Consider the following 22,741-nt stretch of genomic DNA (forward strand, 5'->3'; position numbering starts at 1 on the left):
AGATGTGTATAAGAGACAGCCCACCGCGACCAGCCGCCGGTGGCGCCCTTCGACCCGGCGGCCCCCGATGAGAGCGCCGCTCATCGTCGCGACGGCGGGTTCGCGGTGCGGCTCGGGCTCGCGGCGATCCGCGGGATCGGCGCCGACGTCGCCGGGCGCATCGTGGCCGCCCGCGACGCCGGGGGGCTGTTCCGCGACATGCGCGACCTGGTGCGCCGCACGAGCATCACCGAGGCGCAGGTCGAGGCGCTCGCCACCGCCGACGTGTTCGCCTGCTTCGGGATGTCGCGGCGCGACGCCCTGTGGAGTGCGGGCGCCGCCGCGCAGGATCGCCCCGAGTACCTGCCCGACTCGATCGTCGCCGTGCAGCCGCCGCTGTTCTCCGACCCGTCGAGCTACGAGACGCTCGCCGCCGACCTGTGGGCGACGGGCATCTCGACCGACGACCACCCGATGACCCACTACCGTTCCGGACTCGACGCGCGCGGAGTGCTCACCTCCGCCGAGCTGCGCACCCACGAAGACGGTCGCCGGGTCGAGGTGGCGGGGCTCGTGACCCACCGGCAGCGTCCCGCGACAGCGTCGGGGGTGACCTTCCTCAACCTCGAGGACGAGCACGGCCTCGTCAACGTCATCTGCTCGGTCGGCGTCTGGAACCGTCACCGCACGCTCGCGCGCGACGCTCCCGCCCTCATCGTGCGGGGCATGCTCGAACGGTCGCCCGAGGGCGTCGCGAACATCCTCGCCGACCGTTTCGAAGACCTGAGGGTCGGCGTCGAGCATCGCTCCCGCGACTTCCGGTGACACCACGAGGGGGCGGATGCCGCGGCATCCGCCCCCTCGCGTCCCTCCCGGGGCGACTCAGCCGTCGGTCAACGACTGGTGGGTGTTGGGGTAGGTGATGTTGTGAGCCGTGGCGCCCAGCAGACCGAACGTCACCCGCAGCAGCGAGGTGATGCCGTCGGCGGGTGGCGGCGTGTCCTGCCCGATCGTGATGGCCTGACCCGTCGGAAGCACGGCCGTCAGTGAGCTCAGGTAGACCTGGGCGTCGCCGCTGAGCGTCATGCTGTCGGCGGTCGTCGCGAGCGACGGGCCGGTGAACTGGCGCACCGTGAGCGAGAAGCCCTGCACCGTGACCGAGTCGGCGCTGATGCGGATGGCCGGCTCGAGCGTGCCGTCGACCGTGCGCACCGTGACGAGTGCGATGCCCTTGAGCCCCGTGAACGAGAGACCCTGCGCGCCCAGCTGCGCCGGGTACTTCGTGAGGGTCGGTGCGCCCTGGTCGAAGATCGCCTGTCCCCATGACGCGTTGGTCTGCGTCGGGGTGGTGGGCGTGCCCGGGGAGGTCGGCGTCGTCGGTGAGGTGGATCCGCCGCCGAGACCCGGCAGTAACGGCAGACCCGGCAGCAAGCTGCCCGAGGTCTGCGACGGCGACGGGGTCGGCGTCGGCGTCGGCGTGCTGCAGTTCATCAGCAGTGGGATGCACAGGCCGGTCGGGGCTTCGGGGGAGCGGGCGGCACCGACGGTCGCGGCGCCGACCACGAGGCATCCGACCACCGCAGCGGCCGCGATGGCAAGGCGATGGCGGATCATGATGCGCTCGCCGCCGTGATCTCGTCGATCGTCAGATCGGCGGTGGCGCCGTCCGCATCGCCCTCCTCCGCCGCAGCCTCCTCGGAGTGACGGGCGGCCCGCTTCGCCTCGCGGCGGCGCAGGCGACGCTCACCGTCGGCGGGCACCCACGACACGGCGATCACGCCACCGACGGTGGAGACCACCATCCCGATGATGAAGCCGCCGAGGTTGACGCCGACGAGTGAGTAGATCGAGATCGCCAGAGCGATCACACCGTAGAAGATGCGATGCATGGGCATCGCGACGATCAGCACGCCCAACAGCACCAGGGCGACCGGGATGATGGTCGCCTGCAGCCCCGAGAAGCCGAGCTGCACCTGGATGTTGCCGAGGTCGAGCTGACCGGAGAAGAACATCTCCACGCCGCCGACAGCGATGAGGATCGCGCCGACGAGGGGCCGCCGGCGGGACCAGGCGGCGAAGCGGGCACGTCGAGTGGACATGGCAGCAGCCTCCGATCGGGTTCGAGGAACGGTGGTCATGGGGCTGCTCAGAAGCAGCCCTTCGACCCGTCGGTGATCTGCACGTGCATGTTGGCGAGGTTGAAGACGCCCGCCTGGGTGCTCCACGCGATCTGCTGCAGGTTCTTGATCGTGATGGTGTCGGCGTCCTGGGCGAACTCGCCCGCCGTGCCCTTCGCGTTCGTGTTCACCTGCGAGGCGTCGACGCCGATGCGGATGTTGCCGAACGACGAGTCGCCCTTGAGGTCGGTCATGCCGATCTGCAGGTCGGTCGCGGTGGCAGGGGTGCCCTCGCCGCCGGCGGTGACCAGCAGGCCCACCTTGCCGAGCGGGGTGTCGGTGATGACGGCCTGGCAGAGCGCCGTGAGCGACGCCGACTTGATGTTGGCGATCGCGACGCTGTGCTGGCCGCCCTTCGCGTCGGTGGCGACGCCCGAGTACTGGGAGAAGCCAGTGCCGGCGAGCTCGGTGGCGGAGATCTGGAACGAGCTGCCGGAGACCGAGAACGAGACGGGCACCTGGCCCTGGGCGACGCCGCCGGCGAGCACCGAGGTGACGACGGCGACCGGGACGGCGACGATGGCGATACGTCCTGCGCGCGAGCGCGCGATGTTGCGGAACTTCATTGTGTCCTCCGGGGGGTGAGGTGCAGCGTCATTGCTGCGGGGTGCAGCGGCTGTGCTGCGGGTGGTTCTGACACGATGATAGACACCATTGACTAATTGTCAATAAGGTGGACGCGTTGGTGAGAAAGTCCTCACAGTCCGGGTGCGACGCCGATGCCGCGCCCGGAGGACGGGAGGTGTCGACAGTATGGTCATAGCCATGGTCGGGGTGCGTCGTACGCGGTTGACGCCCGAGGAGCGACGGGAGCAGCTCACCGCCCTCGGCGTGGCATTCCTCGCCACGCGCCCCCTCGACGAGCTGACCATCGAGGTGCTCTCCGAGCAGGCCGGCGTCTCCCGCGGCCTCGTCTTCCACTACTTCGGCTCGAAGCAGGGCCTGCACCGCGACGTCGTCACCCTCGCCCGCGACGGCATGCTGCACGCGACCACCCCGCGCCGCGACCTCGCCCCGCGGGAGCGCCTGCACGACACCCTCACCCGCATCGTCATGTTCGTGCGCGAGCACAGCGGCGTCTTCGCCTCCCTGGTGCGCGGGTCGTCGAGCCGCGACGCCGAGGCGAGCCGGGTGGTCGACGAAGCCCGCGATGCGCAGGCCGCCCGCCTGCTGGAGGTCTACGGCGAGCTCGGCTACCGCGACACCCGGATGCTGCGCGTCGCCCTCCACTCCTGGGTCGTGTTCGCCCAGGAAGTGCTCCTCGACCTCGCCCTCGGCACCGGCACCCCGGTCGAGCAGATCGTGGCGTTCCTGGAGCAGAGCGTGGAAGGCGTCGTCGCGGCCGCACAGGGGGCCGCGGCATCCGAATCCGGCGGGTGAGGCGCCGCTAGACTCGTAGGGCCAGCCTCTGTAGCTCAATGGAAGAGCAGTTCCGTCCTAAGGAAACGGTTGGGGGTTCGAGTCCCTCCAGGGGCACCAAGAGGTTGCTACCAAAACAAATCCCTGAAAAAGCACGGGGACGCGAGTCGGTAGGACCAGACGAACTGATCGCCAGAGCGGCACGACCCTTCGGGGAAGTGCCGCTCTTTGTGTTCCCGGCCGTCGTGCTCTGAGCGACGTGTTGTTCGGTGGCGAGCCGGACCTCGGGGCTGGTGATCGTGGCAAAGGGCTCGAGCATTTCTGCCTTCGTGCTCCCGTCGTTGAAGACCAGGATGTGCTCGAAGAACACCTGGTTCATGAGCTTGCGGATGTGGTCCGGTGCCAGCTGGTAGGCCTTCGGGCAGTTCTCGAGTAGGTCGAGTGCCAGCTTCATCGAGCCTTCGACCTGGTTGAGGTCGGCGGTGTATCGATCGACCTGGTGGGCATTCTCGCGGAGCGCGGAAGCGATGCGGTCCTGTTCCTTCTTGAGCAGGTCGAGGGGGATAGCGTCCGCGTAGTGCGCCTGCAGGACACGTTCCTGCTCTCGCTCGAGCTTCTCGCGTTCGGAGTGTAGGTGCTTCAACGCTCGGTCGACTTCGGCTCGGCTGTCGTGGAACTCGAGCTCGATCATCGCCTCGACCTTCGAGCGGAAATCGGGCGTGATGAGTCGGGCGAGTTCGGCGTAGTGGTTCTCGGTGCGGACCTCGGTCTCGTCGACGAGGACCGCCTTCAGCTCGCAGCCGTTCTTCTTGCCGAAGCGCCCGTTGCAGATGAAGTAGGGGTAGAGCGTGCCCTTGCTGTTGCGGGTCATCTGCACGATCAGACGGGAGCCACAGATCCCGCAGCGCAATGTCGACTTCAGGTAGTGGTCGTGGGTGCGGCGACGCTCGCCGACCCGCCTCGAGGCCAAGACTTGCTGCACGAGCTGGAACGTCTCGTCGTCGATGATCGCCGGATGGCGTCCTGGATAGGTGGCCCCTTGGAAGGTGACGACGCCGGTGTAGTACGGCTTCGTCAGGAGCTTCTGCAGCCCGTTCTCGTCTAGCACCTTGCTCGGCACGTTCGGCGTCTTCAGGGTGCGCAGGCCGCGCGCAGCCAGCTCGTTGGCGATCGACTTCAAGCCACGCTCGCCCTTGGCGTACTCCTCGAATGCCCAGCGGATCAGCGGAGCGCGCTCTGGGTCGAGGATGACCGTACGAGCCTCCCGGCCGTCCTCGCCCATCTGCGAGGTGTTCCGATAGCCGAGCGGAGCCCGGCCGATCGTGCCGCCACGCCGCGCCTTCTGGCTCATGCCCTTGACGACCTCGTTGGCGAGGTTGCGAGAGTAGAACTCGGCGATCGATGCCATGATGCCGTGCAGCAGCATGCCGGACGGCGACTGGTCGATGGACTCAGTCGTCGACACCAGGGCCACGCCCGCATCGGTCAAGGCGCGGTTGATCTCGACGTCATCCTCGCGGTTGCGAGCCAGACGGTCGACCTTGTGGACGATGACGTAGTCCACATCGTTCTCGCGGATGTACTCCAGCATCCGCTGCAACTCGGGCCGGTTGGCCGAGCGTGCTGATTCGCCACGGTCGACGAACTCCTTGACGATGAACGCGCCGAGCGACTGCGCCTTCTTTCGATTGGCGTCACGCTGCGCCGGGATGGAGAAACCCTCGGCGTCGTCGCCACGCTCCGCTTGCCGCTTGGTGCTCACGCGGAGGTAGCTCACGGCCACCTTCGGTGTCAGTGCGTCAGCGATAGCGCCGAGCGGGTTGATGTTGGCGGCTGCGAGAGCGGGATTCATGTTGGTGGTTCCTCCGATTACGTCCTCCTGATTGACGCTCTTCTCGCCAGAAGAGTCCAGTCCGAAGTCGCTCGGAATCTCGGGCATCGGGGGTCGATCGGTGGAAAACTTGGGCAGGTCGTTATCGTCAGGCCGGGGCATCGGGGCCTCCGTCTTGGTCTCTTATTCGGGTGTTGAAATCGGCTGCGCCCAGGGTGATCAGCTCGCCGAGGTCGGCCGGGGTGATGACCGTGAAGAGCCGGCCGTCGATGCCGGACTCCTCGCGGAGCCGTCCACGCAGTTGGTCGCGTCGACGCAGGCTCGGCACCACCCAGACCACGGCGGGGAAGACCCCGGTCTGTGCTTGCTCGTGGCCGGTGTGCCGGTAGTCCTGGTATTGCAAGCACTTCCGCACGATCCGGCCTGGTGGCTCGGTTGCCCGATCCACCTCGAAGAACCAGGCGTCCTGATAGCCGCCTGATGTTGTGACGAGCGCGAGGTCTGGCTTCAACCGCACCGTCGCGCCCGATCGGTTGAGATACGGCCGCCAGGCCGCCGGTTCCAGTTCGACGCGCGACACGGCCACGTCGTGCGCAGCGGCGGCATCGTTCAGGTCGAGGACCACCTCGGCCACCGCCAAGGTGTGCTCGAGGAACGTCGCACCCGGCTCGATGGCCCGCAGTCGCTGCGCCGGAGTTTCGCCGTCCCGCCAGGACAGCAGCCGGTTGGCCGTCTCAGTGAGCTGCCAGACCTTGCCGGATGACCCAGCCCGAACGCCGCCAATACGTCGGTCGAGCTCGCGGACGAGCCCGAGCTCTCGGAGTCGGCCGAGGGTCAGGTTCGCCGTTCGAGGGATCGTCTTCGCCCCGGCGGCGAGGTCGAAGTGGAGCCGGGCGATCTGCCGCGTCAGCAGGTAGCGGTACTCGTCTATCGACCGGAGGATCAGCCAGTCCCGATCAGACATAAGGCTACTCAGGGTCTCGTGGAGCGTGCTCATCGCAGGCCTCCATTGACAGGGCAGCGGATGCCGGGTGGGTATGAGGCGGCAGGAACGATCGGGAATCGGATCGGAGTCTTATCCCTGGTCGGGGGCGAAGCGCCGGTGTTGCCGGGCAAACGCGGTGAGCAAGTCGTCGTGACCTGAAGCCCGAACTGAAGGCCGCTCATCGCGGACCTCCCGTGGCCTTGCGGCGGCCAATCGGCTCGTCATCATCCGGCTTATCGGTTGCTGCATGGCCTTGATCGTCGAGCCCGATCGACGCCAGAACTTCTCGCTCGACCTCGTCAGCGTTCCGTCCGTAGGTGTTCGCGGAGTGCATTCGCAGCTCGACCGGCTCCCTTATCGGTGGCTCGGGTGGCAGGGTGCGGGCGGAGAACCAGCCGGTGGCGTGCCCGTCCTGGACGAGGTTCGCGTAGACGCCGAAGCGTGGCAATAGTGTGAAGTCGTCCCGATCCAGTCCGACGGCTTGCTTCGCGAGGTCGGCCGCGTCGTCGCCATTCAGTCCGAAGATGATCTTGTTCCGTGCGTTGGCATCGATGCCCGCGAGCGTCGGCGCGGGAATCTGCCTGCGGTACTGATGGGCTAGGGCGAAGCCGACGCCGAGACCGCGGGCCTGGCTGAGAGCGTCGTCGAGGTCGTCGTAGGCAGAGACGTAGTCCTGCACCTCGTCGATGAAGACGTTGACGATGTGGCGCTGCTCGGGCGACAGCGAGGTGCGCGCCAGGATGAGCGGCCAGACCTGGCCGACGATGATCGAGCCGAGCAGTTTGGCCGATTCCGCGCCGAGCGTGCCCTTGTTGAGCGATACCAGGACGATGCGCCGATGGGTGAACAAATCCGAGAAGTCGAACGTTGGGTTCGCCTGGCCGAGCACTGCCCGGAGTTGCGGGCGCATCAGGAACTGGCGAAGTCGGGTCATCGCGGGGGCGATCACTTGAGCGCGCTGCGGATCGCTCATCGCCTCGTAGCTGTTCCAGAACGACTCGAGGCCGAGCGGGTCGTGGATGTGCTTCATCACCTTGTGGCGGAAGCGATTGTCTGTCAGGAGCGAGGGCAGCATTGGCAACGTTGCGCCGCTGTAATGGGACAGCGTCGTCAGCGCCGCGGCGAGCACTTCGTTGGTGCGCGGTCCCCAGGCTTCGCCGGACAGTTCGCGGAAGATCGCCAGCATCGAGTCGGCGGTCACACCGGGGTTCCGGAAGCCCTTCTTCAGCGGATTGAATCCCACCGGTCGAGACGATGTCGGATCGATCACCACTACGTCGTCAGCGCGCGAGTGCGGAATACGGGCCAGCACGTCGTTGACCAGGTCCCCCTTCGGGTCGATCACCAGGACGCTGCGCCCCGCATGCACGGCCGAGAGAATTTGGGCGAGCATCGCCGTCGACTTCCCCGACGACGTTGGACCGAGGTAGAGGGTGTGCTGCAAGCTGTCCCGCGGCTCGATGCCGACCTGGACGATCTCACCGGGTGCGGTCGTCTCAGCGAACGGACGCTTCGACGTCTGCAGCCTGACCGGTGGTGGCAGTACTCGAGGGTGCGCGCCGGGGTGCCCGGGCAGATTGGCGTCGACGTCCTTATCGATCGGCCACGCCATTAGCCCGACGAGTTCACGCGCTGAGAGGTTGAGCGGCCACCTCCACGGGCGGGCTGCCTGCTCGAGCTTGTTCGGGTTCTCGACCGTGAAGTGGATTCGCACGCCCGCGGCCTCAGCGACACGGATTCCGGCGAGCACCGCCGTGATGAGTTCTCGTTCCCGGCCGATGGTGCTGCCGGTCACGCCGATGCGGATCGTGGCCTTGAAGCCGTGCAAGCTCACCCGGTGTTTCAGGCCCGTGCGGGTCTCGTTTGTCGCCGGTTGTCCGCCCCGGGTCAGGAGTTCGAACCACGATTCGGTCGGGTCCGCCGCGCGGTCCGGTACGAACTGCGGCGAGAGTCGACCGCCCAACATCACCTGGAGGATCAGCTCATCGGCCTCGTCTTTCGCCATCGCGAGCCCGGCGAGGATCGCGCGGGAGATCGCGGTGACCCGCTCGACATTCAGCGCGAGCGAGTGGTGGCTTAGGGTGACGTGTCCGGTGAACGTCGCTCGCGACCTTTCCGACGCATTCCTCTCGCGGAGCCGCACGCCCGGTACGAGTGAGCTGAGCATCACGGTCAGATTCCGGGTGTGACCGGGACGCGTGCCGACGAGGTAGCGGACCTCGCCGCGGGAGGCGCGGGCCTCGAATACGAGCTCGCCGAGCTGCCGGTCGGCGGCGATCCGGTCTAGGAGCTCGAGGGCCGTGTCGGGGTCGAACGGCCGCGGCCACCAGAGCTGCCGCCACACCCACGCCTGCTTAGACCGCGTCATCGGAGTTCTCCTTGTCGGCGGACTTGAGTTGCACCCCCGCCAGGGCGAGCAGGGCGCGAGCGAGCTTGCGGATGTCGGGCTGCTCGTTCGGGACGGCCACGGTACGGAAGTCGTGCGACCCCGCGGGCCGGCCCCGTCCTCGCTTGTTCGTGTTGATGTTGTCGTTCATCACCGCTGCCCTCCCTTCCGCGTGCGTTTGCCCTTATTGAGAATGGTTCGTTGATTTGCGTCAACGGTCACCACTGACGGCGACGCCACCACCAGCGCAGGACGATGACCGCGGCCGAGACCACGACCGCCACGCCCGCGACGATCACGAGGACCACCCAGACCTGCTGGATCAGCGAGGCCGCGATCCAGACGCACACGGCGGTTCCGAGCAGGACGAGCGCTCCACGCCATACGCTCGACAGAAGCGAAGTCGGCCCATCGGTCGACATCAGCTCTCACGGCCGTTCTCCTGCTTGCGGTTGTCTGTGAAGTCGGACGGGACCGCGTAGCCGAACTTCAGGAATGACACGTCGGACTCGATCTCGTTGCCCCACACGTCCCAGCCGGGCTGCTTGTGGCGGGCGAAGAGCTCGAGCCGCTTGACGTCCATCCCGGCGAGGGCGTCCACGTAGGCGTATTGGAAGTGTGGCTTCTCCGAGTGCTTGGCGACCCAGGCGGCAAACCAGTCGGGGACGACGTGGGACGCCGGGGTGACCTTGCCGCGGGTGCCGACGAGGAGATATTCGGTCGCTCGGCGCACACCGGACTTGATGCCGCCCATGCCGTAGCGGTTGAGCTTGCCCCAGGTGATCCAGTCGATCGGCTCGAAGCCCCAGTCGCGCATGATGCCCTGTGCCTCGTGGAAGAGGCCCTTTGTCGTCCAGAAGAACAGCCAGGCGTTCTCGGCGGAAACCGACTTCACGGCGTCGGCGAGCCCGGAGATCTCCGACAGCGACATCGTGTCGTAGTGCTTCTCGCCGGTCTGACCGGGCCACGGTACGTCTGCGAGGATCGCGTCGTAGGGACCGTACTGCGCGAGGCAGTCGGGTGCCGGGGTGACCGGTGGGTTGATATTGGTCATGTGTGACCTCCTTCCTGCATCCGCTTGGCTCGTGGCGGCGGGTGCTTCTGCGGGTATTTATGTGCTCGTGACGCCGAGCTGAGAAGGCCTCCGAGCCGCGCTACGCGGACCGATCTGAAAGCCGAGAGCCGCGCCAGATGTAGAGGTGATTGAGACCGGCGAACCACGACGGGTGGCGGCGCTAGCCCTTGTTGTGAAACGCACAACGACGACGAGAGTGAGGGGCGACCCGACTTGTGACCGAGCCGCCCCTCGAGGTCGCCTAGGACTCGGAGTGGTGCTCTTTGTCGGCGATGAGCCGGAGGATGTCGAGCCGGGCGTTGTGCCCTCGCTCGCGCTCGGCACTGACGACCTGATAGGCGGCGTCGACGGTGCGCTTGGCCTGGTCGACGACGGAGGCCGAGACGCTCCGGAGACGCTCGTGGGTTTCCATGAGTGACTCGTACTCCTCTCCGATATCGATGCGACGGGTGCGCTCGGTGTTCCACGCCTCCCAGAGGAGCGCGATCACCGCGAGGAGGATCAGGCCGATGACGGCTGCGACGAGGATCGTCGTCACGATGGGGGTCATCGGTCAGTACCTCAGCACCGTCATCGCGGAGCCCGTGGCCTGAGCGTCGACGATCTTCCACACGTGCGGTGCGACGATCGGGTAGGCCTTGGACACCGAGTCGGCGAGCGCGCCTGTGGCGGTCACTTCGTGGATCGCGGTGTTGGCGACCAATCCACGGCCATGCTCGTGCAGCTCGGCGAGCTCCGCCTTGGCGCCCTCCACGTACATGGCGAGTTCCTTCGAGTGCTGGGCGCGCATCAGCGCCATCCCAGCGTCTGCCCGCTCCTGCGCCGCCGCGAGGACGACGTCAGCGGTGAGACGCTCGAGCCCGCGCGAGACCTGCTTCTGCGTCGAACGCGACAACGCGCCGAGATGCTGGTCGAGCGAGCTCGAGGACGGGACCAGGGTCGTGCCCTGATCCGGCGAGACGGAGGTGTTCAGCACCTTCGGCTCCTTCCTACGAGTGGTGATGCCACCGAAGAGCGGTGGCCGCCCGTTCCTGCTGTCACCGGGAACATCACTGAGCCTCCGCGAGGAGGGTGGGCGTGCGAACGGTCAGTTCGTGGGCGCTTTCTGGGTACGCTGAAACGACAGTTCCGGGAGGCGCACATGGAGACGCAGGTCGCGCCGCCGCCTGTCGAGGACATCGCCAAGGCACTCCGCAAGATCGTTGCAACAGGTCTTCCGGTTTCACCCTCGCTGACTGACGAAACCCTCCTTGGACTCCGAGGCGTTGTCGCGCGCAGTATCAACCGCGACGACCGGCTCGGGAGGATCAAGGCGCTCGACGAACTGCTCGCTCGGCTCCTCGTCCACTATCCCGATGACACCCTCGGCGAGTCCGCCCGCATCCTGTTCGCCATCGCCCCTGGCTACCGCGGCTCGAACCTCACTACTCGGCGCGAGGCTGCTGCCGGTGCCGCCGAGCGTGAGGTCGATCACTTCCGCAAGCGCATCGAGCCGGAGATCATTACCGGCGTCGCCTGGCAGCTTCATCGCGACTCGCAGAACTACATTCCACGTGGGCGATCGGTTCCGCCGCCCCTCGAGGCCAGCGGTGACAGCCCGACTATTAGGGCTGGTGACGTCGCCAACAAGGAAGCCGCTGAGCATGAGGAGCTACTGTCGCGGCTCTGGGCGCATGTCTACGCACTCCGCGCCGAGATCCTCCGGGTCGAGCGCCTGAAGAATTGGCCGCACGATCCGACTGAGCCGACCACGAGCGAAAAGGTGCTCGTCGAGGCGATCGCTGCCCGCGACTACGAGGTCGACGCCGTGAAGGTTCTCATTGCGACTTATACCGAGCGCTACGGCCAGCGGATCGCGCACGGAGACGCCGAGTTCAACACCGAGGCACTACTTCGCCTTGCCGGGTGGGAAAGTGGCCTATGACCGTTCGACCGCTTGTTTACTAAAAATCCTGATCAGCGTATAATTTGGGTAGATTTCGCGATGAGTTCGAGCGCAGCTCCTTCATCGCGGTTCGCCTCTGCCGCAGTGTCTGCGCCCGCCGATAGGTTTGTGACACCGGAAACGGGGATCAATTAAGGGCACGTTGCTGTGCCAGGGAGAACTGCGGAATGCCACCAACCACGAGAGAAGCCCAGCGCGCCGAGCTGCACAAGACCATTTGGCGCATTGCCAACGACCTGCGCGGCAGCGTCGACGGCTGGGACTTCAAGAGCTACGTGCTCGGCATGCTCTTCTTCCGTTTCATCTCGGAGAACCTCGCGGCCTACATCAACAAGGGAGAGCGCGAGGCCGGCCACGCCGACTTCGACTACGCGCGACTCTCGGATGCCGACGCCGAGTTCGGCCGCAAGGAGACCGTGGCCGAGAAGGGCTTCTACATCCTCCCGTCCGAGCTCTTCGCGAACGTCCGCAAGCGTGCCGCGGGGGACGAGAACCTGAACGAGACGCTGGAGCGGGCCTTCAGCAACATTGAGGGCTCGGCGGTCGGCGCGGATAGCGAAGACGACTTGAAGGGCCTCTTCGACGACCTTGACGTTAACAGCGCCAAGCTTGGGTCGAACGTGGCCAGGCGCAACGAGAAGCTGGTGAAGCTCCTCGATGCCATCGGAGATCTGCCGCTGGGCAACTTCGAGGACAACAGCATCGATCTGTTCGGTGACGCCTACGAGTATCTGATGCAGATGTACGCATCCGAAGCGGGCAAGTCTGGTGGCGAGTACTACACGCCGCAAGAGGTGAGCGAACTACTCGCCCGCATCACTGTCGTCGGCAAGACGGCGGTGAACAAGGTCTATGACCCTGCCGTCGGCTCCGGATCGCTGCTGCTGAAGTTCGCGAAGGTGCTGGGCCGCGACAACGTCCGCCAGGGATTCTTCGGGCAGGAGATCAACCTGACCACTTACAACCTGGCCCGGATCAATATGTTCCTGCACGACGTGAACTACGAGAAGTTCAACCTCGCGCACGGCGACACCCTGACCGACCCGCAGCACTGGGACGATGAGCCGTTCGAAGCGATCGTCTCCAACCCGCCCTACTCGATCAAGTGGGACGGCGATGCAAACCCGTTGCTGATCAACGACCCGCGGTTTGCGCCGGCCGGGGTACTTGCACCGAAGTCGAAGGCTGACCTCGCCTTCACGATGCACATCCTCAGCTGGCTTGCCGTCAACGGCACGGCGGCCATCGTCGAGTTCCCCGGGGTGATGTATCGAGGCGGCACAGAGGCGAAGATCCGCAAGTACCTGATCGACAACAACTACGTCGACGCCGTGATCCAGCTACCGCCGGATCTATTCTTCGGCACCACTATCGCCACCTGCATCCTGGTCCTCAAGAAGTCGAAACCGATGAACGACGTCGTCTTCATCGACGCCTCCGCCGAGTTCACCCGCTCTGGCAACAAGAACAAGCTCACCTCCGACCACCAGCAGCGCATACTCGATGCCTTCATCGCCCGCGCAGACATTGACCACTTCGCCAAGGTCGTGCCGAATGGTGAGATCGCCGAGCGCGACTATCTGATGTCGGTCTCTTCCTACGTCGAAGCTGAGGACACACGTGTAGCCACCGATATCAAGGCTTTGAACGCCGAGATCGCCGAGATCGTGAAGCGGCAGTCCGAGCTGCGCACTGCCATCGACGAGATCGTCGCCGACCTGGAGGCGAGTGCGTGAGCCGCATCGACGACCTAATCAAAGAGCTGGCCCCGAAGGGGGTTCCGTTCAAGACGCTCGGCGACCTTGCGGAATTGGTTCGCGGCAACGGAATGCCAAAGACCGATTTGACGGACGACGGCATCGGCGCGATCCACTACGGCCAGATCTACACGCGCTATGGGGTCTGGGCGACCAGCACCATTTCATTCGTCGCTCGGGAGACTGCTTCCAAGCTCGCGAAGGCTAATCCAGGTGACATCATCATCACGAACACGAGCGAAAACGTCGAAGACGTGGGCAAGGCCGTTGCCTGGCTCGGTGAGGCCCCGATCGTAACTGGGGGCCATGCCACCGTGATCAAGCACAACCAGGAGCCGAAATATCTGGCCTACTGGTTCCAGTCGGAGTCGTTCTTCGCGCAGAAGAGGGCGCTCGCTACCGGGACGAAGGTCATCGACGTGTCGGCGAGGCAACTGGCGAAGGTGCGAATCCCCGTGCCGCCGCTCGAGGTGCAGCGCGAGATCGTGCGAATCTTGGATCACTTCACGGAGCTGGAAGCGGAGCTGGAAGCGGAGCTGGAAGCGCGGCGCCGTCAGTATGCCATCTACCGGGATCAGCTCCTGACCTTCCCTGAAGCGGGGGTTCGGAGGGTTCCGATAGGTGAAGTCCTCTCGTTGCGCGCGGGCAAGTTCGTCGCTGCTTCGGGCATCAGCGATAAGCAGGACTCGCTGCACCCCTACCCGTGCTTTGGCGGCAACGGACTTCGTGGGTACGTGGCCGAGGCGAATCAGGAAGGTGACTATGTCTTGATCGGGCGGCAGGGAGCCTGGAGCGGCAATGTCAAGCGTGTCAAAGGCAAGTTTTACGCCACGGAGCATGCGGTTGTCGTAACGCCAATTCAGGAGTTCGATGTCTCCTGGCTCTTCCACGAACTGACGGCGATGAATCTGAACCAATATGTGTCGCAGGGCGCACAGCCTGGTCTTGCCGTCAGTAATCTCAACAAGGTAGACATCCCGGTTCCCGCGCTTGATGAGCAGCGTCGTATTGCTGGCATTCTCGACAAGTTCGATGCTCTGGTGAATGGCCTCAACGTCGGGCTTCCTGCTGAGCTTGCCGCTCGCCGCAAGCAGTACGAGTACTACCGCGACAAGCTCCTGACGTTCGAGGAAGCGGCGGCATGAGTGACACCATCCCGACTAAGTACGACCCGATCGCTGTCTCTGCCGAGAGCACGGTCGTAGCGGAGTACATCCCTGATGCGCAGACTGCGAGCGCGTATCAGTCGGAGGCTGAGCTGGAGAAGGAGTTCATCCGGCTCCTGCAGTCGCAGGCCTACGAGTATCTGCCGATCACGTCCGAGGCGCAGCTGGTCGCCAACCTTCGCGCTCAGCTCGATGCGCTCAACGGCTTGACGTTCTCGGATTCCGAGTGGGAGAGGTTCTTCACGTCGCGCATCGCCGGCAAGAACGACGGCATCCCGGAGAAGACCAAACGTATCCAGGAAGACCACGTCCAGCTGCTGACTCGCGATGACGGTACGACGAAGAATGTTCGTCTGATCGACAAGCAGAACATCCACAACAACAAGCTTCAGGTCATCAACCAGTACGAGATCGGTCAGGGCGAAGGCGGCGCGGCACGGAGCAACCGCTACGACGTGACGGTGTTGGTGAACGGTCTGCCGATGGTGCACATCGAGCTCAAACGTCGCGGCGTCGCCATCCGTGAGGCCTTCAATCAGATCGACCGGTACCTGCGCGACACCTTCTGGGCGGGCTCGGGACTCTTTGACTACGTCCAGTTGTTCGTGATCAGCAACGGCACACACACGAAGTACTACTCGAACACCACGCGCCGCCAGCACGTCAAGGACGGCGAGGGGCAGAAGAAGGCCAAGAAGACGTCCAACTCCTTCGAGTTCACGTCGTGGTGGGCCGATGCGCAGAACAAGCCGATCACCGATCTGACCGCCTTCGCGAAGACCTTCTTCGCCAAGCATTCGCTGCTGAACGTGCTCACCAAGTACTGCGTCCTGACGGTGGACCGGATGCTGCTCGTGATGCGCCCGTACCAGATCGTCGCCACCGAGCGGATCCTGCAGCGCATCGACATCGCGACGAACTATAAGAAGCTCGGCACCATCGAGGCCGGCGGCTACGTCTGGCACACCACCGGCTCCGGCAAGACGCTGACCTCGTTCAAGACGGCGCAGCTCGCCAGTCGGCTGCCGAGCGTGGACAAGGTCGTCTTCGTCGTGGACCGCAAGGACCTCGACTACCAGACGATGCGCGAGTACGACCGCTTCGAGAAGGGCGCCGCGAACTCGAACACTTCGACCGCGGTGCTGAAGAAGCAGCTCGAAGACCCGCAGGCACGCATCATCATCACGACCATCCAGAAGCTATCGACCTTCATCGGATCGCCGGCGAACAAGGGTCACGCGATCTTCGACGGTCACGTCGTGCTCATCTTCGACGAGTGCCACCGCTCGCAGTTCGGCGACATGCACACTTCGATCACACGAGCGTTCAAGCGGTACAACCTCTTCGGCTTCACCGGCACGCCGATCTTCACCGCGAACATGGGCAGCGGCGGCAACCCGCAGCTGAAGACCACCGAGCAGGCCTTCGGCGAGAAGCTACACACCTACACGATCGTCGACGCCATCACGGACAAGAACGTGCTGCCGTTCCGTATCGACTACGTCAACACCATCAAGCTGCCCGAGGGGCTCACCGACAAGCAGGTCTCGGCCATCGACACCGAGAAGGCGCTGCTGGAGCCGGTGCGCATCCGGCAGGTCGTCGAGTACACGCTGGAGCACTTCGACCAGAAGACCAAGCGGGCCAGCGGCTACGTCCACCAGCGGGTCGCCAACGTCGGCGAGGTGGCCGGCGGGCGCAACAAGGTCGAGGCTGTCAAGGTCGCCGGCCGAGTCAACGGCTTCAACGCCATCTTCGCCACCGCCTCGATCGACGCGGCCAAGCGGTACTACAACCAGTTCGCGATCCAGCAGCAAGACCTTCCGCCGGATCGCCGCCTGAAGATTGGACTCATCTACTCCTACGGCGCCAACGAGGCGATCGAGGACGGCGCGCTCGACGAGGAGGGCTTCGAGACGGGCGCGCTGGATGCCTCGTCCCGCGACTTCCTCGAAGACGCGATCCAGGACTACAACGAGCTCTTCGGCACCAGCTACGACACCTCCGACGATAAGTTCCAGAACTACTACAAAGACCTCTCGCTGCGACTGAAGAACCGCGAGCTCGACATGGTCATAGTCGTCAACATGTTCCTGACCGGCTTCGACGCCACCACGCTGAACACGTTGTTCGTCGACAAGAACCTCCGCGCCCACGGCCTCATCCAGGCGTACTCCCGCACCAACCGCATCCTGAACTCGGTCAAGACCTACGGCAACATCGTCAGCTTCCGCGACCTCGAGGACGCGACGAACGACGCGCTGGCGCTCTTCGGTAACAAGGAAGCCAAGGGCATCGCGCTCTTGAAGCCCTATGGCGAATACCACGCCGAATACTCCGAGAAGGTCCAGCAGCTGCTGGAAACCTACCCGCTCGGCCAGCCGATCGTGGGCGAGCAGGCGCAGAAGGACTTCATCGCGCTGTTCGGCGCAATCCTGCGCCTGGAGAACATTCTCACCTCGTTCGACGACTTCGCCGGCAACGAGATCCTGACCGAGCGCCAGGGTCAGGACTACCGCAGCGTCTACCTCGATCTGTACGCCGACTTCCGTGCCGCCAAGGACACCGAGAAGGAGCCCATCAACGACGACATCGTCTTCGAGATCGAGCTGATCAAACAGGTCGAGATCAACGTCGACTACATCCTCATGCTCGTGCAGAAGTACCGCGAGAGTCGAGGCGACGGCGACGACAAAGAGATCCGCGCCGAGATCACCCGAGCCATCGACGCCAGCCCGAGCCTGCGGAACAAGAAGGACCTCATTGAAGCCTTCGTCGACTCTGTCTCTGCCACCGGCGAGATTGACGAGGAATGGAGTCGCTTCATCGCTGCGAAGCGCGAGGCCGAGCTCGAGCAGATCATCGCCGACGAAAACCTCCGCTCCGACGAGACCCGCGCCTACATAGAAACCGCGTTCCGAGACGGCGGCATCCGCACCACCGGCACCGCCATAACGAAGGTGCTGCCGCCAGCCTCCCGCTTCGCAACCGACGGCGGGCACGGTGAGAAGAAGCAGCGCGTGCTGGAGAAGCTCGGCGAGTTCTTCGAGAGGTTCTTCGGGCTGAGTATGAAAGGTGGCGAGTTATGACCCGCAACGACTCGGTGCTACGTCCCACCGGACTCGCCAAGACCAAGGCGACGACGAATCAATTCGCCGCCATCGACATCACCGACTACGGCCGTTCGGTGCCGGAGGAGGGGAAACTGTAATGCGTGCCGTCGAAGTCCAGATCCACAACTTCCGCAGTATCCACGATGCGAAGATCCGCCTGGAGCCGTTGTCGCTGATTGCTGGTGCAAACAACGCGGGCAAGAGCAACGTCATCGATGCCATCCGCATGTTCTACGGGGATCTCAAGTGGGATGACGGCCGTGACAAGCCGAAGGTTGCCGCGTCTGATGCTGAGGCGTGGGTTGAGGTTGAGTTCAAGCCGACCGACGACGAGCTGACGCAGCTCAAGGACGACTACAAAAGCGCTAAAGGGACATTCCGCGTCCGGAACTACGTCAGTCCGTCGACCGGTTCCGACGGAAAGGTGCGCTCGGGCTACTACGCCTACGAAGGCGGGAACCTCTCCGACAACCTTTTCTACGGCGCGAAGAACGTCGGCTCCGGGAAGGTTGGCCACATCGTCTACATCCCGGCCGTCAGCAAGATTGATGACAATACGAAGCTGACAGGCCCGTCCGCACTCCGGGAGCTCGTTGCGGAAGTGCTCAACAAGGTGGTTGCCGACAGTCCCGCCTACAAGCAACTGACGGAGGCGTTCGGCGCCTTCGAAGGATCGATCAAGACCCAGACGAGTACCGACGGTCAGTCGCTCGAGTCGCTCGAGAAGGAGGTCACCGACGAGATCACGAGCTGGGAGGCATCGTTCTCGCTGGCAGTTCAGAGCATCCAGCCCGAAGAGATTCTCAAGACTCTGATCAAGCCTCAGCTCATCGACGAGACGCATGGTGGCGAGATCGATCAGGCCCGATTCGGTGCGGGGTTCCAACGGCATCTCATCTACACGCTCATCAAGCTGGCTGCGAAGCACGCGAACCCGCCAAGGGTGGCCGCTGGTGAGAAAAAGGAGTTCACGCCGCAGCTCACCTGGATTCTCTTCGAGGAGCCCGAGGCGTTCCTGCACCCGTCACAGGAGGAAGTGCTACACGACAGTCTGCTAAAGCTCGTGCAGGACGGCACCACGCAGGTTCTGCTGACCACGCATAGTTCGCGGTTCGTGAGCCGATCGATGGACGATCTGACGAGACTGATCCGCCTCCGCCGAGACGCAGGCGTGACTACTTCGTGTCAGCTGACTCAGTCGCAACTTGATCAGCTCTTCGCCGACGCACTCGTCGCTGACGACAGCATTTTGCCGCACGGCACGAGCGCAGCCGATGTCAACAAGGCCGCCATGATGGCGTCTTTGAAGACCGAGCTTTGGATGCAGTCGACTCGGACCACCGCGTTCTTCAGTCAGCGGGTCATCCTTGTTGAGGGGCCGAGCGAAACTGCGATTTATAGCTATCTCACGACGCGTGGACTTATGGAGCCGCCGGTTCGTGGCTTGGCCGTCATCGACTGCATGGGCAAGTACAACATCCATCGTTTCGTCGCGATCTTGAGCGCCTTCGGCATCGACCACTCGGTGCTCTATGACGGGGACAACGGCGGCGCACACGACACTGAAGTCACTCAGGCGATTAGTGATACCAGGTCGACATTCACCAAGCGGGTTACTCGGTTCGCGAACGATCTCGAGACCGAGCTTGGCATCACGCCGCTCCCGCGCAACGAGTCCAGTCGCAAGCCGCAGTATGCGCTCTACAACCTCGAATCTGGGCTGATCGGTCAGGCGAGGATCGACGCCCTCAAGCAGGAGTTCGTCGATCTCGCCACTGCGTTGTAACAACGGTCTGAAAGGAGGCCGCGCTATGCATGAAATCAAGTGCCCGCACTGTGGGCAGACATTTACCATCGACGAGGCCGGCTACGCCGACATCGTCCAACAAGTCCGCAACGCGGAGTTTCAGCAGGAGCTTCACGAACGCCTCGAACGGGCCGACGAGGACCAGAAGAAGGCCCTTGAACTAGCCGAGGCGAAGGCGGCCAGCGAGCTGCAGAAGGCCGCTTCGTCTAAGGACGCGGAGATCCAGGAGCTGAAGGCCAAGCTCGAGGCTGGTTCTATGCAACAGAAGCTCGCCGTGACCGAGGCGCTCGCCACGATCGAGAAGGAGCGCGAAACCCTCGCCATCGAACTCGCCCAGGCGAAGCAAGAGAAGCAGTCTGCCGTTGAACTGGCCGAGGCAAAAGCACTGGCGGAACTTCAGAAGGCTGCCGCGGCCAAGGACTCTGAAATTCAGGAGCTCAAAGCGAAGCTCGACTCCATCGACACCGCCAAGAAGCTGGAGCTGGCCGAGGCGCTCGCGACCGTCGAGAAGGAACGCGACGAGCTGAAGAGCGGCCTCGAGAAAGTCGAGCTCGAGAAGCAGCTCGCCGAGAAGTCGCTCAAAGACAAGTACGAGACACAAATCAAGGACCGCGAGGAGCAGATCGAACGCCTCCGCGATCTCAAGGCAAAGCTCTCGACCAAGATGGTCGGCGAAACCCTCGAGCAGCACTGCGAGATCGAGTTCAACAAGATCCGCGCCACCGCCTTCCCGCGCGCCTACTTCGAGAAAGACAACGACGCCCGGACCGGTAGCAAGGGCGACTACATCTTCCGCGACAGCGACGAGGCGGGGACCGAGATCGTCTCGATCATGTTCGAGATGAAGAACGAGAACGACACCACCGCGACGAAGCACAGAAACGAGGACTTCCTCAAGGAGCTCGACAAGGACCGCACCGAGAAAGGCTGCGAGTACGCGGTACTGGTCTCACTCCTCGAGCCGGAGAACGAGTACTACAACACCGGCATCGTCGACATCTCGCATCGCTATCCGAAGATGTATGTCATCCGCCCGCAGTTCTTCATCCAGATGATCACGCTGCTGCGGAACGCTGCCTTGAACTCCTTGAAGTACAAGACTGAGCTGGCGCTGGTGAAGGCGCAGAACATCGACATCACGAATTTCGAGAACGAACTGGATGCGTTCAAGTCGGCATTCGGAAAGAACTATGACCTGGCCTCGCGCCGCTTCCAGACAGCCATCGACGAGATCGACAAGTCGATCGACCATCTGCAGAAGACTAGGGACGCTTTGCTCGGCACGAACCGCAATCTACGGCTGGCGAACGACAAGGCCCAAGATGTCACGATCAAGAAGCTGACGAAGGGCAACCCGACGATGGCACAGAAGTTCGCTGAATTGGAGCCAGGTAAGTCGTCCGAAGACGAGTAGCCTTACGCATCCGCCAGACGCTTCTTGATCGTCTTCGGGTCGATTCCGAACCTCCCGCCGAGCCGGTTGAGGGACCATCCCTCGGCCTCAAGCTGTCGCGCCTCCTCGAGCATTGCCGGCGAGAGCGTGCCGCGCTCACGGACTGGTTCTCCCGCACGGGTCAAGGCGAGGCGAGCGGTCTCGCGGTTGATGCCCCAGCGCTTGGCAATACGCGGCAGCGTGCCACCCGCTCGGTACTCCGCGGCTATCTCCTCGACCTCAGTCGGTGTCAGCCGGTGCTGGGCCTGAACGATGGCTTTCCGTGGCGTGTCGCTTGATTCTGGGCGACTGACGCGTCCTTCGACCACCGCACGCACAGCCTGCAGCACGCGGAGCTGTTTGTTTTGGTCAGCCTCAGAAAGGCGCACCGCCGAAACGAGGTCCGCATGACCCTGCCGCTCCACTCGGAACCCGCCGACCGCTCGCACCCTGCGTTCCGGCCGAACGCCGAGCCGTTCTACGCGATCGTGCGGAAGGGGCTGGGTGATCTCGTCGACGGTGAGCACTTCTGGGACGCCGTGGCGGAGGACGCCGAGTTCGAGTTCCGTTACGTCTTCGCCGGGTTCGGGCCTGTGATCCGCGGGCGTGCGGCCTACATGGACTGGTTCGCCGGCTACGACATGCAGATCGAGCGGGCCGACGGGCTGCAGGTCGCGCACGACGCCGACCGTGGCGTCGTGACGCTCGAATACGAGGTGCACGGACGCACGGCCGCGGGCCGCGCGTACGACAATCGGTTCTGCTCCGTCGTCACCCTCGTCGATCGGCGCATCGTCGGCTGGCGCGACTACATGGACTCGCTCGCCGTCATCACGGCTCTCGGCGGCTGACCCGGGGCCGCGGCATCCGCCATAGGGATGCCGCATACCTCGCGCGCTGCGGCCGGTTCACCAGCGAGGTTGCGATGCGAACCCTCGCTACGCGAATACCCCGGCGCCGCTCACCCGGCGATCGTCTCGATCCGCGACGGGCCGTCAAGGCACACGCGGTCGATGACGGCGAGCGTCGACTCCGCCAGCGGTCGATCGAGCGCGGCGAGGTTCTCGCGTTGCCGGGCCGGGAATCTCGCCGTCGGCAGCGGGATCATCCCCCGAGCCGCCGACCAGGCGATCGCCAGCTGCGCCGGGGTGAGACCCTCCTCGCGTGCGGCGCGCACGAGCACCGGATGCCGCAGCATCCCGTCTCCGAGGCCCGTCGGATGCGCGGCGAGCACCCTGACGCCTCGGCCATCGAGGTCGCGCCGCAACTCGCGCTGGGGAGCGAGCGGGTGCACGACGATCTTGTCGACGGCCGGCCGATCTCCGGTCGCCTCGAGAAGGGCGTCACTCTCCGCCGCGCCGAACCCCGCGACACCCACGCGGCTGACGAGGCCTCGCACCCGGGCCTTCGCGAGCGAGTGCCAGGCCGCCACCGAGCGCGCCGCCCCGATCCACGGCACCAGCATGAGATCGATGTGCTCCAGCTGAGTGCGCAGCAGGAACTCCTCGACGAATTTCGTCGCCTCGTTCGCGCTCGTGCGACTCGCGGGCAGCCGGGTCGCGACCGTGACGAGATCACGCGGGACGGCTGCCGCGGCAATCGGGCTCTTCGGACATCCGGTGGGGGGGTCATGGGGTGAGTCCGCCGGCGGTGAGGAGCATGCGGAGGCGGTAGTTCTCGCGGTTGCGATAGCCGCGGGCGAGGCGGCGGTGGAGCTCGATGATCCCGT

Annotated in this window: 21 protein-coding genes, 1 tRNA gene and 2 pseudogenes; 11 read left to right on the forward strand and 13 right to left on the reverse strand. The window is 64.5% G+C overall.

Going from position 1 to position 22,741, the window contains the following annotated elements; all coding sequences use genetic code 11:
- Positions 1-24: 24 nt before the first annotated feature.
- A pseudogene (locus RR49_RS01550) lies at positions 25-804 on the forward strand (helix-hairpin-helix domain-containing protein); the annotation flags it as partial.
- Between the two features lie 57 nt (positions 805-861).
- Here RR49_RS01550 and RR49_RS01555 read toward each other — a convergent pair.
- The 3 genes from RR49_RS01555 to RR49_RS01565 are packed head-to-tail and all read right to left on the reverse strand — an operon-like array spanning position 862 to position 2,722.
- Complete coding sequence (locus tag RR49_RS01555; protein WP_045246098.1) at positions 862-1,593, reverse strand: hypothetical protein; 732 nt, start codon at positions 1,591-1,593, stop codon at positions 862-864.
- A complete protein-coding gene (locus RR49_RS15570) occupies positions 1,590-2,078 on the reverse strand; it encodes a DUF6114 domain-containing protein (protein WP_048809430.1) in 489 nt (162 codons plus the stop codon). The genes RR49_RS01555 and RR49_RS15570 overlap by 4 nt, the downstream gene beginning before the upstream one ends.
- Positions 2,079-2,125: 47 nt before the next feature.
- A complete protein-coding gene (locus RR49_RS01565) occupies positions 2,126-2,722 on the reverse strand; it encodes a DUF6230 family protein (RefSeq protein WP_045246099.1) in 597 nt (198 codons plus the stop codon).
- 199 nt (positions 2,723-2,921) lie between these two features.
- Here RR49_RS01565 and RR49_RS01570 point away from each other — a divergent pair, with 199 nt between their 5' ends.
- Both RR49_RS01570 and RR49_RS01575 read left to right on the forward strand, forming a co-directional pair.
- Positions 2,922-3,536, forward strand: a complete 615-nt coding sequence (locus RR49_RS01570; protein ID WP_045246100.1) for a TetR/AcrR family transcriptional regulator — start codon at positions 2,922-2,924, stop codon at positions 3,534-3,536.
- A 24-nt stretch (positions 3,537-3,560) separates the two neighbouring features.
- A tRNA-Arg gene (locus RR49_RS01575) sits at positions 3,561-3,635 on the forward strand.
- A 703-nt stretch (positions 3,636-4,338) separates the two neighbouring features.
- On the opposite strand, the pseudogene RR49_RS16210 reads toward RR49_RS01575, so the two are convergent.
- From RR49_RS16210 to RR49_RS01615, 8 genes and pseudogenes are all read right to left on the reverse strand, one after another.
- A pseudogene (locus RR49_RS16210) lies at positions 4,339-5,508 on the reverse strand (recombinase family protein); the annotation flags it as partial.
- Positions 5,495-6,343: a replication-relaxation family protein gene (locus RR49_RS01585; protein WP_048809432.1), complete on the reverse strand. Its 849-nt coding sequence runs from the start codon at positions 6,341-6,343 to the stop codon at positions 5,495-5,497. The gene RR49_RS01585 and the pseudogene RR49_RS16210, both read right to left, overlap by 14 nt.
- A gap of 166 nt (positions 6,344-6,509) precedes the next feature.
- Entirely contained in the window at positions 6,510-8,699 is a 2,190-nt protein-coding gene (locus RR49_RS01590) for a type IV secretory system conjugative DNA transfer family protein (RefSeq protein WP_045246103.1), read from the reverse strand.
- Positions 8,686-8,868 carry a hypothetical protein gene (locus RR49_RS01595; protein WP_045246105.1) on the reverse strand — a complete coding sequence of 61 codons (183 nt, stop codon included), beginning with the start codon at positions 8,866-8,868 and terminating at the stop codon, positions 8,686-8,688. The genes RR49_RS01590 and RR49_RS01595 overlap by 14 nt, the downstream gene beginning before the upstream one ends.
- A 67-nt stretch (positions 8,869-8,935) precedes the next feature.
- A complete protein-coding gene (locus RR49_RS01600; RefSeq protein ID WP_045246106.1) occupies positions 8,936-9,139 on the reverse strand; it encodes a hypothetical protein in 204 nt (67 codons plus the stop codon).
- Positions 9,139-9,771: an MT-A70 family methyltransferase gene (locus RR49_RS01605; protein ID WP_048809433.1), complete on the reverse strand. Its 633-nt coding sequence runs from the start codon at positions 9,769-9,771 to the stop codon at positions 9,139-9,141. The genes RR49_RS01600 and RR49_RS01605 overlap by 1 nt, the downstream gene beginning before the upstream one ends.
- Before the next feature lie 262 nt (positions 9,772-10,033).
- Positions 10,034-10,342 (reverse strand): hypothetical protein, encoded by a 309-nt coding sequence (locus tag RR49_RS01610; protein ID WP_045246108.1) that lies wholly within the window; start codon positions 10,340-10,342, stop codon positions 10,034-10,036.
- A 3-nt stretch (positions 10,343-10,345) separates the two neighbouring features.
- Positions 10,346-10,768, reverse strand: a complete 423-nt coding sequence (locus RR49_RS01615) for a hypothetical protein (RefSeq protein ID WP_045246110.1) — start codon at positions 10,766-10,768, stop codon at positions 10,346-10,348.
- A 165-nt stretch (positions 10,769-10,933) separates the two neighbouring features.
- Here RR49_RS01615 and RR49_RS01620 point away from each other — a divergent pair, with 165 nt between their 5' ends.
- The 7 genes from RR49_RS01620 (at position 10,934) to RR49_RS01645 (ending at position 20,994) form a co-directional block, all read left to right on the forward strand.
- Complete coding sequence (locus tag RR49_RS01620; protein WP_045246111.1) at positions 10,934-11,716, forward strand: hypothetical protein; 783 nt, start codon at positions 10,934-10,936, stop codon at positions 11,714-11,716.
- A gap of 188 nt (positions 11,717-11,904) precedes the next feature.
- On the forward strand, positions 11,905-13,473 hold the full coding sequence (locus RR49_RS01625) for a type I restriction-modification system subunit M (protein WP_045246113.1): 1,569 nt from the start codon (positions 11,905-11,907) through the stop codon (positions 13,471-13,473).
- Entirely contained in the window at positions 13,470-14,639 is a 1,170-nt protein-coding gene (locus RR49_RS01630; protein ID WP_045246114.1) for a restriction endonuclease subunit S, read from the forward strand. The genes RR49_RS01625 and RR49_RS01630 overlap by 4 nt, the downstream gene beginning before the upstream one ends.
- Complete coding sequence (locus tag RR49_RS01635; protein WP_045246116.1) at positions 14,636-17,749, forward strand: type I restriction endonuclease subunit R; 3,114 nt, start codon at positions 14,636-14,638, stop codon at positions 17,747-17,749. The genes RR49_RS01630 and RR49_RS01635 overlap by 4 nt, the downstream gene beginning before the upstream one ends.
- A complete protein-coding gene (locus tag RR49_RS16160) occupies positions 17,746-17,871 on the forward strand; it encodes a hypothetical protein (RefSeq protein WP_048809434.1) in 126 nt (41 codons plus the stop codon). Before RR49_RS01635 ends, RR49_RS16160 begins: the two co-directional genes overlap by 4 nt.
- Entirely contained in the window at positions 17,871-19,559 is a 1,689-nt protein-coding gene (locus RR49_RS01640; RefSeq protein WP_048809435.1) for an ATP-dependent nuclease, read from the forward strand. Before RR49_RS16160 ends, RR49_RS01640 begins: the two co-directional genes overlap by 1 nt.
- A gap of 25 nt (positions 19,560-19,584) precedes the next feature.
- Positions 19,585-20,994, forward strand: coding sequence for a DUF2130 domain-containing protein (locus tag RR49_RS01645; RefSeq protein ID WP_045246118.1), 1,410 nt, complete (start codon positions 19,585-19,587; stop codon positions 20,992-20,994).
- 2 nt (positions 20,995-20,996) lie between these two features.
- Here the strand turns inward: RR49_RS01645 and RR49_RS15575 are convergent, their stop codons facing one another.
- Entirely contained in the window at positions 20,997-21,362 is a 366-nt protein-coding gene (locus RR49_RS15575) for a hypothetical protein (RefSeq protein ID WP_048809436.1), read from the reverse strand.
- Positions 21,363-21,419: 57 nt separating this feature from the next.
- On the opposite strand from RR49_RS15575, the gene RR49_RS01650 reads away from it, so the two are divergent.
- Positions 21,420-21,863, forward strand: coding sequence for a nuclear transport factor 2 family protein (locus RR49_RS01650; RefSeq protein WP_045246120.1), 444 nt, complete (start codon positions 21,420-21,422; stop codon positions 21,861-21,863).
- A 110-nt stretch (positions 21,864-21,973) separates the two neighbouring features.
- On the opposite strand, the gene RR49_RS01655 is transcribed toward RR49_RS01650, so the two are convergent.
- A complete protein-coding gene (locus tag RR49_RS01655; RefSeq protein WP_281174755.1) occupies positions 21,974-22,612 on the reverse strand; it encodes an aldo/keto reductase in 639 nt (212 codons plus the stop codon).
- Positions 22,613-22,741: the final 129 nt, after the last annotated feature.

The organism is Microbacterium ginsengisoli (assembly GCF_000956535.1).
In the GTDB taxonomy this organism is placed as follows: Bacteria; Actinomycetota; Actinomycetes; order Actinomycetales; family Microbacteriaceae; genus Microbacterium; species Microbacterium ginsengisoli.

Bases quoted from the DNA above. Each gene is read 5' to 3' on its own strand.
- RR49_RS01555 (WP_045246098.1), bottom strand. From the start codon at position 1,593: ATGATCCGCCATCGCCTTGCCATCGCGGCCGCTGCGGTGGTCGGATGC.
- RR49_RS15570 (WP_048809430.1), bottom strand. From the start codon at position 2,078: ATGTCCACTCGACGTGCCCGCTTCGCCGCCTGGTCCCGCCGGCGGCCC.
- RR49_RS01565 (WP_045246099.1), bottom strand. From the start codon at position 2,722: ATGAAGTTCCGCAACATCGCGCGCTCGCGCGCAGGACGTATCGCCATC.
- RR49_RS01570 (WP_045246100.1), top strand. From the start codon at position 2,922: ATGGTCGGGGTGCGTCGTACGCGGTTGACGCCCGAGGAGCGACGGGAG.
- RR49_RS01585 (WP_048809432.1), bottom strand. From the start codon at position 6,343: ATGAGCACGCTCCACGAGACCCTGAGTAGCCTTATGTCTGATCGGGAC.
- RR49_RS01590 (WP_045246103.1), bottom strand. From the start codon at position 8,699: ATGACGCGGTCTAAGCAGGCGTGGGTGTGGCGGCAGCTCTGGTGGCCG.
- RR49_RS01595 (WP_045246105.1), bottom strand. From the start codon at position 8,868: ATGAACGACAACATCAACACGAACAAGCGAGGACGGGGCCGGCCCGCG.
- RR49_RS01600 (WP_045246106.1), bottom strand. From the start codon at position 9,139: ATGTCGACCGATGGGCCGACTTCGCTTCTGTCGAGCGTATGGCGTGGA.
- RR49_RS01605 (WP_048809433.1), bottom strand. From the start codon at position 9,771: ATGACCAATATCAACCCACCGGTCACCCCGGCACCCGACTGCCTCGCG.
- RR49_RS01610 (WP_045246108.1), bottom strand. From the start codon at position 10,342: ATGACCCCCATCGTGACGACGATCCTCGTCGCAGCCGTCATCGGCCTG.
- RR49_RS01620 (WP_045246111.1), top strand. From the start codon at position 10,934: ATGGAGACGCAGGTCGCGCCGCCGCCTGTCGAGGACATCGCCAAGGCA.
- RR49_RS01625 (WP_045246113.1), top strand. From the start codon at position 11,905: ATGCCACCAACCACGAGAGAAGCCCAGCGCGCCGAGCTGCACAAGACC.
- RR49_RS01635 (WP_045246116.1), top strand. From the start codon at position 14,636: ATGAGTGACACCATCCCGACTAAGTACGACCCGATCGCTGTCTCTGCC.
- RR49_RS16160 (WP_048809434.1), top strand. From the start codon at position 17,746: ATGACCCGCAACGACTCGGTGCTACGTCCCACCGGACTCGCCAAGACC.
- RR49_RS01640 (WP_048809435.1), top strand. From the start codon at position 17,871: ATGCGTGCCGTCGAAGTCCAGATCCACAACTTCCGCAGTATCCACGAT.
- RR49_RS01645 (WP_045246118.1), top strand. From the start codon at position 19,585: ATGCATGAAATCAAGTGCCCGCACTGTGGGCAGACATTTACCATCGAC.
- RR49_RS01650 (WP_045246120.1), top strand. From the start codon at position 21,420: ATGACCCTGCCGCTCCACTCGGAACCCGCCGACCGCTCGCACCCTGCG.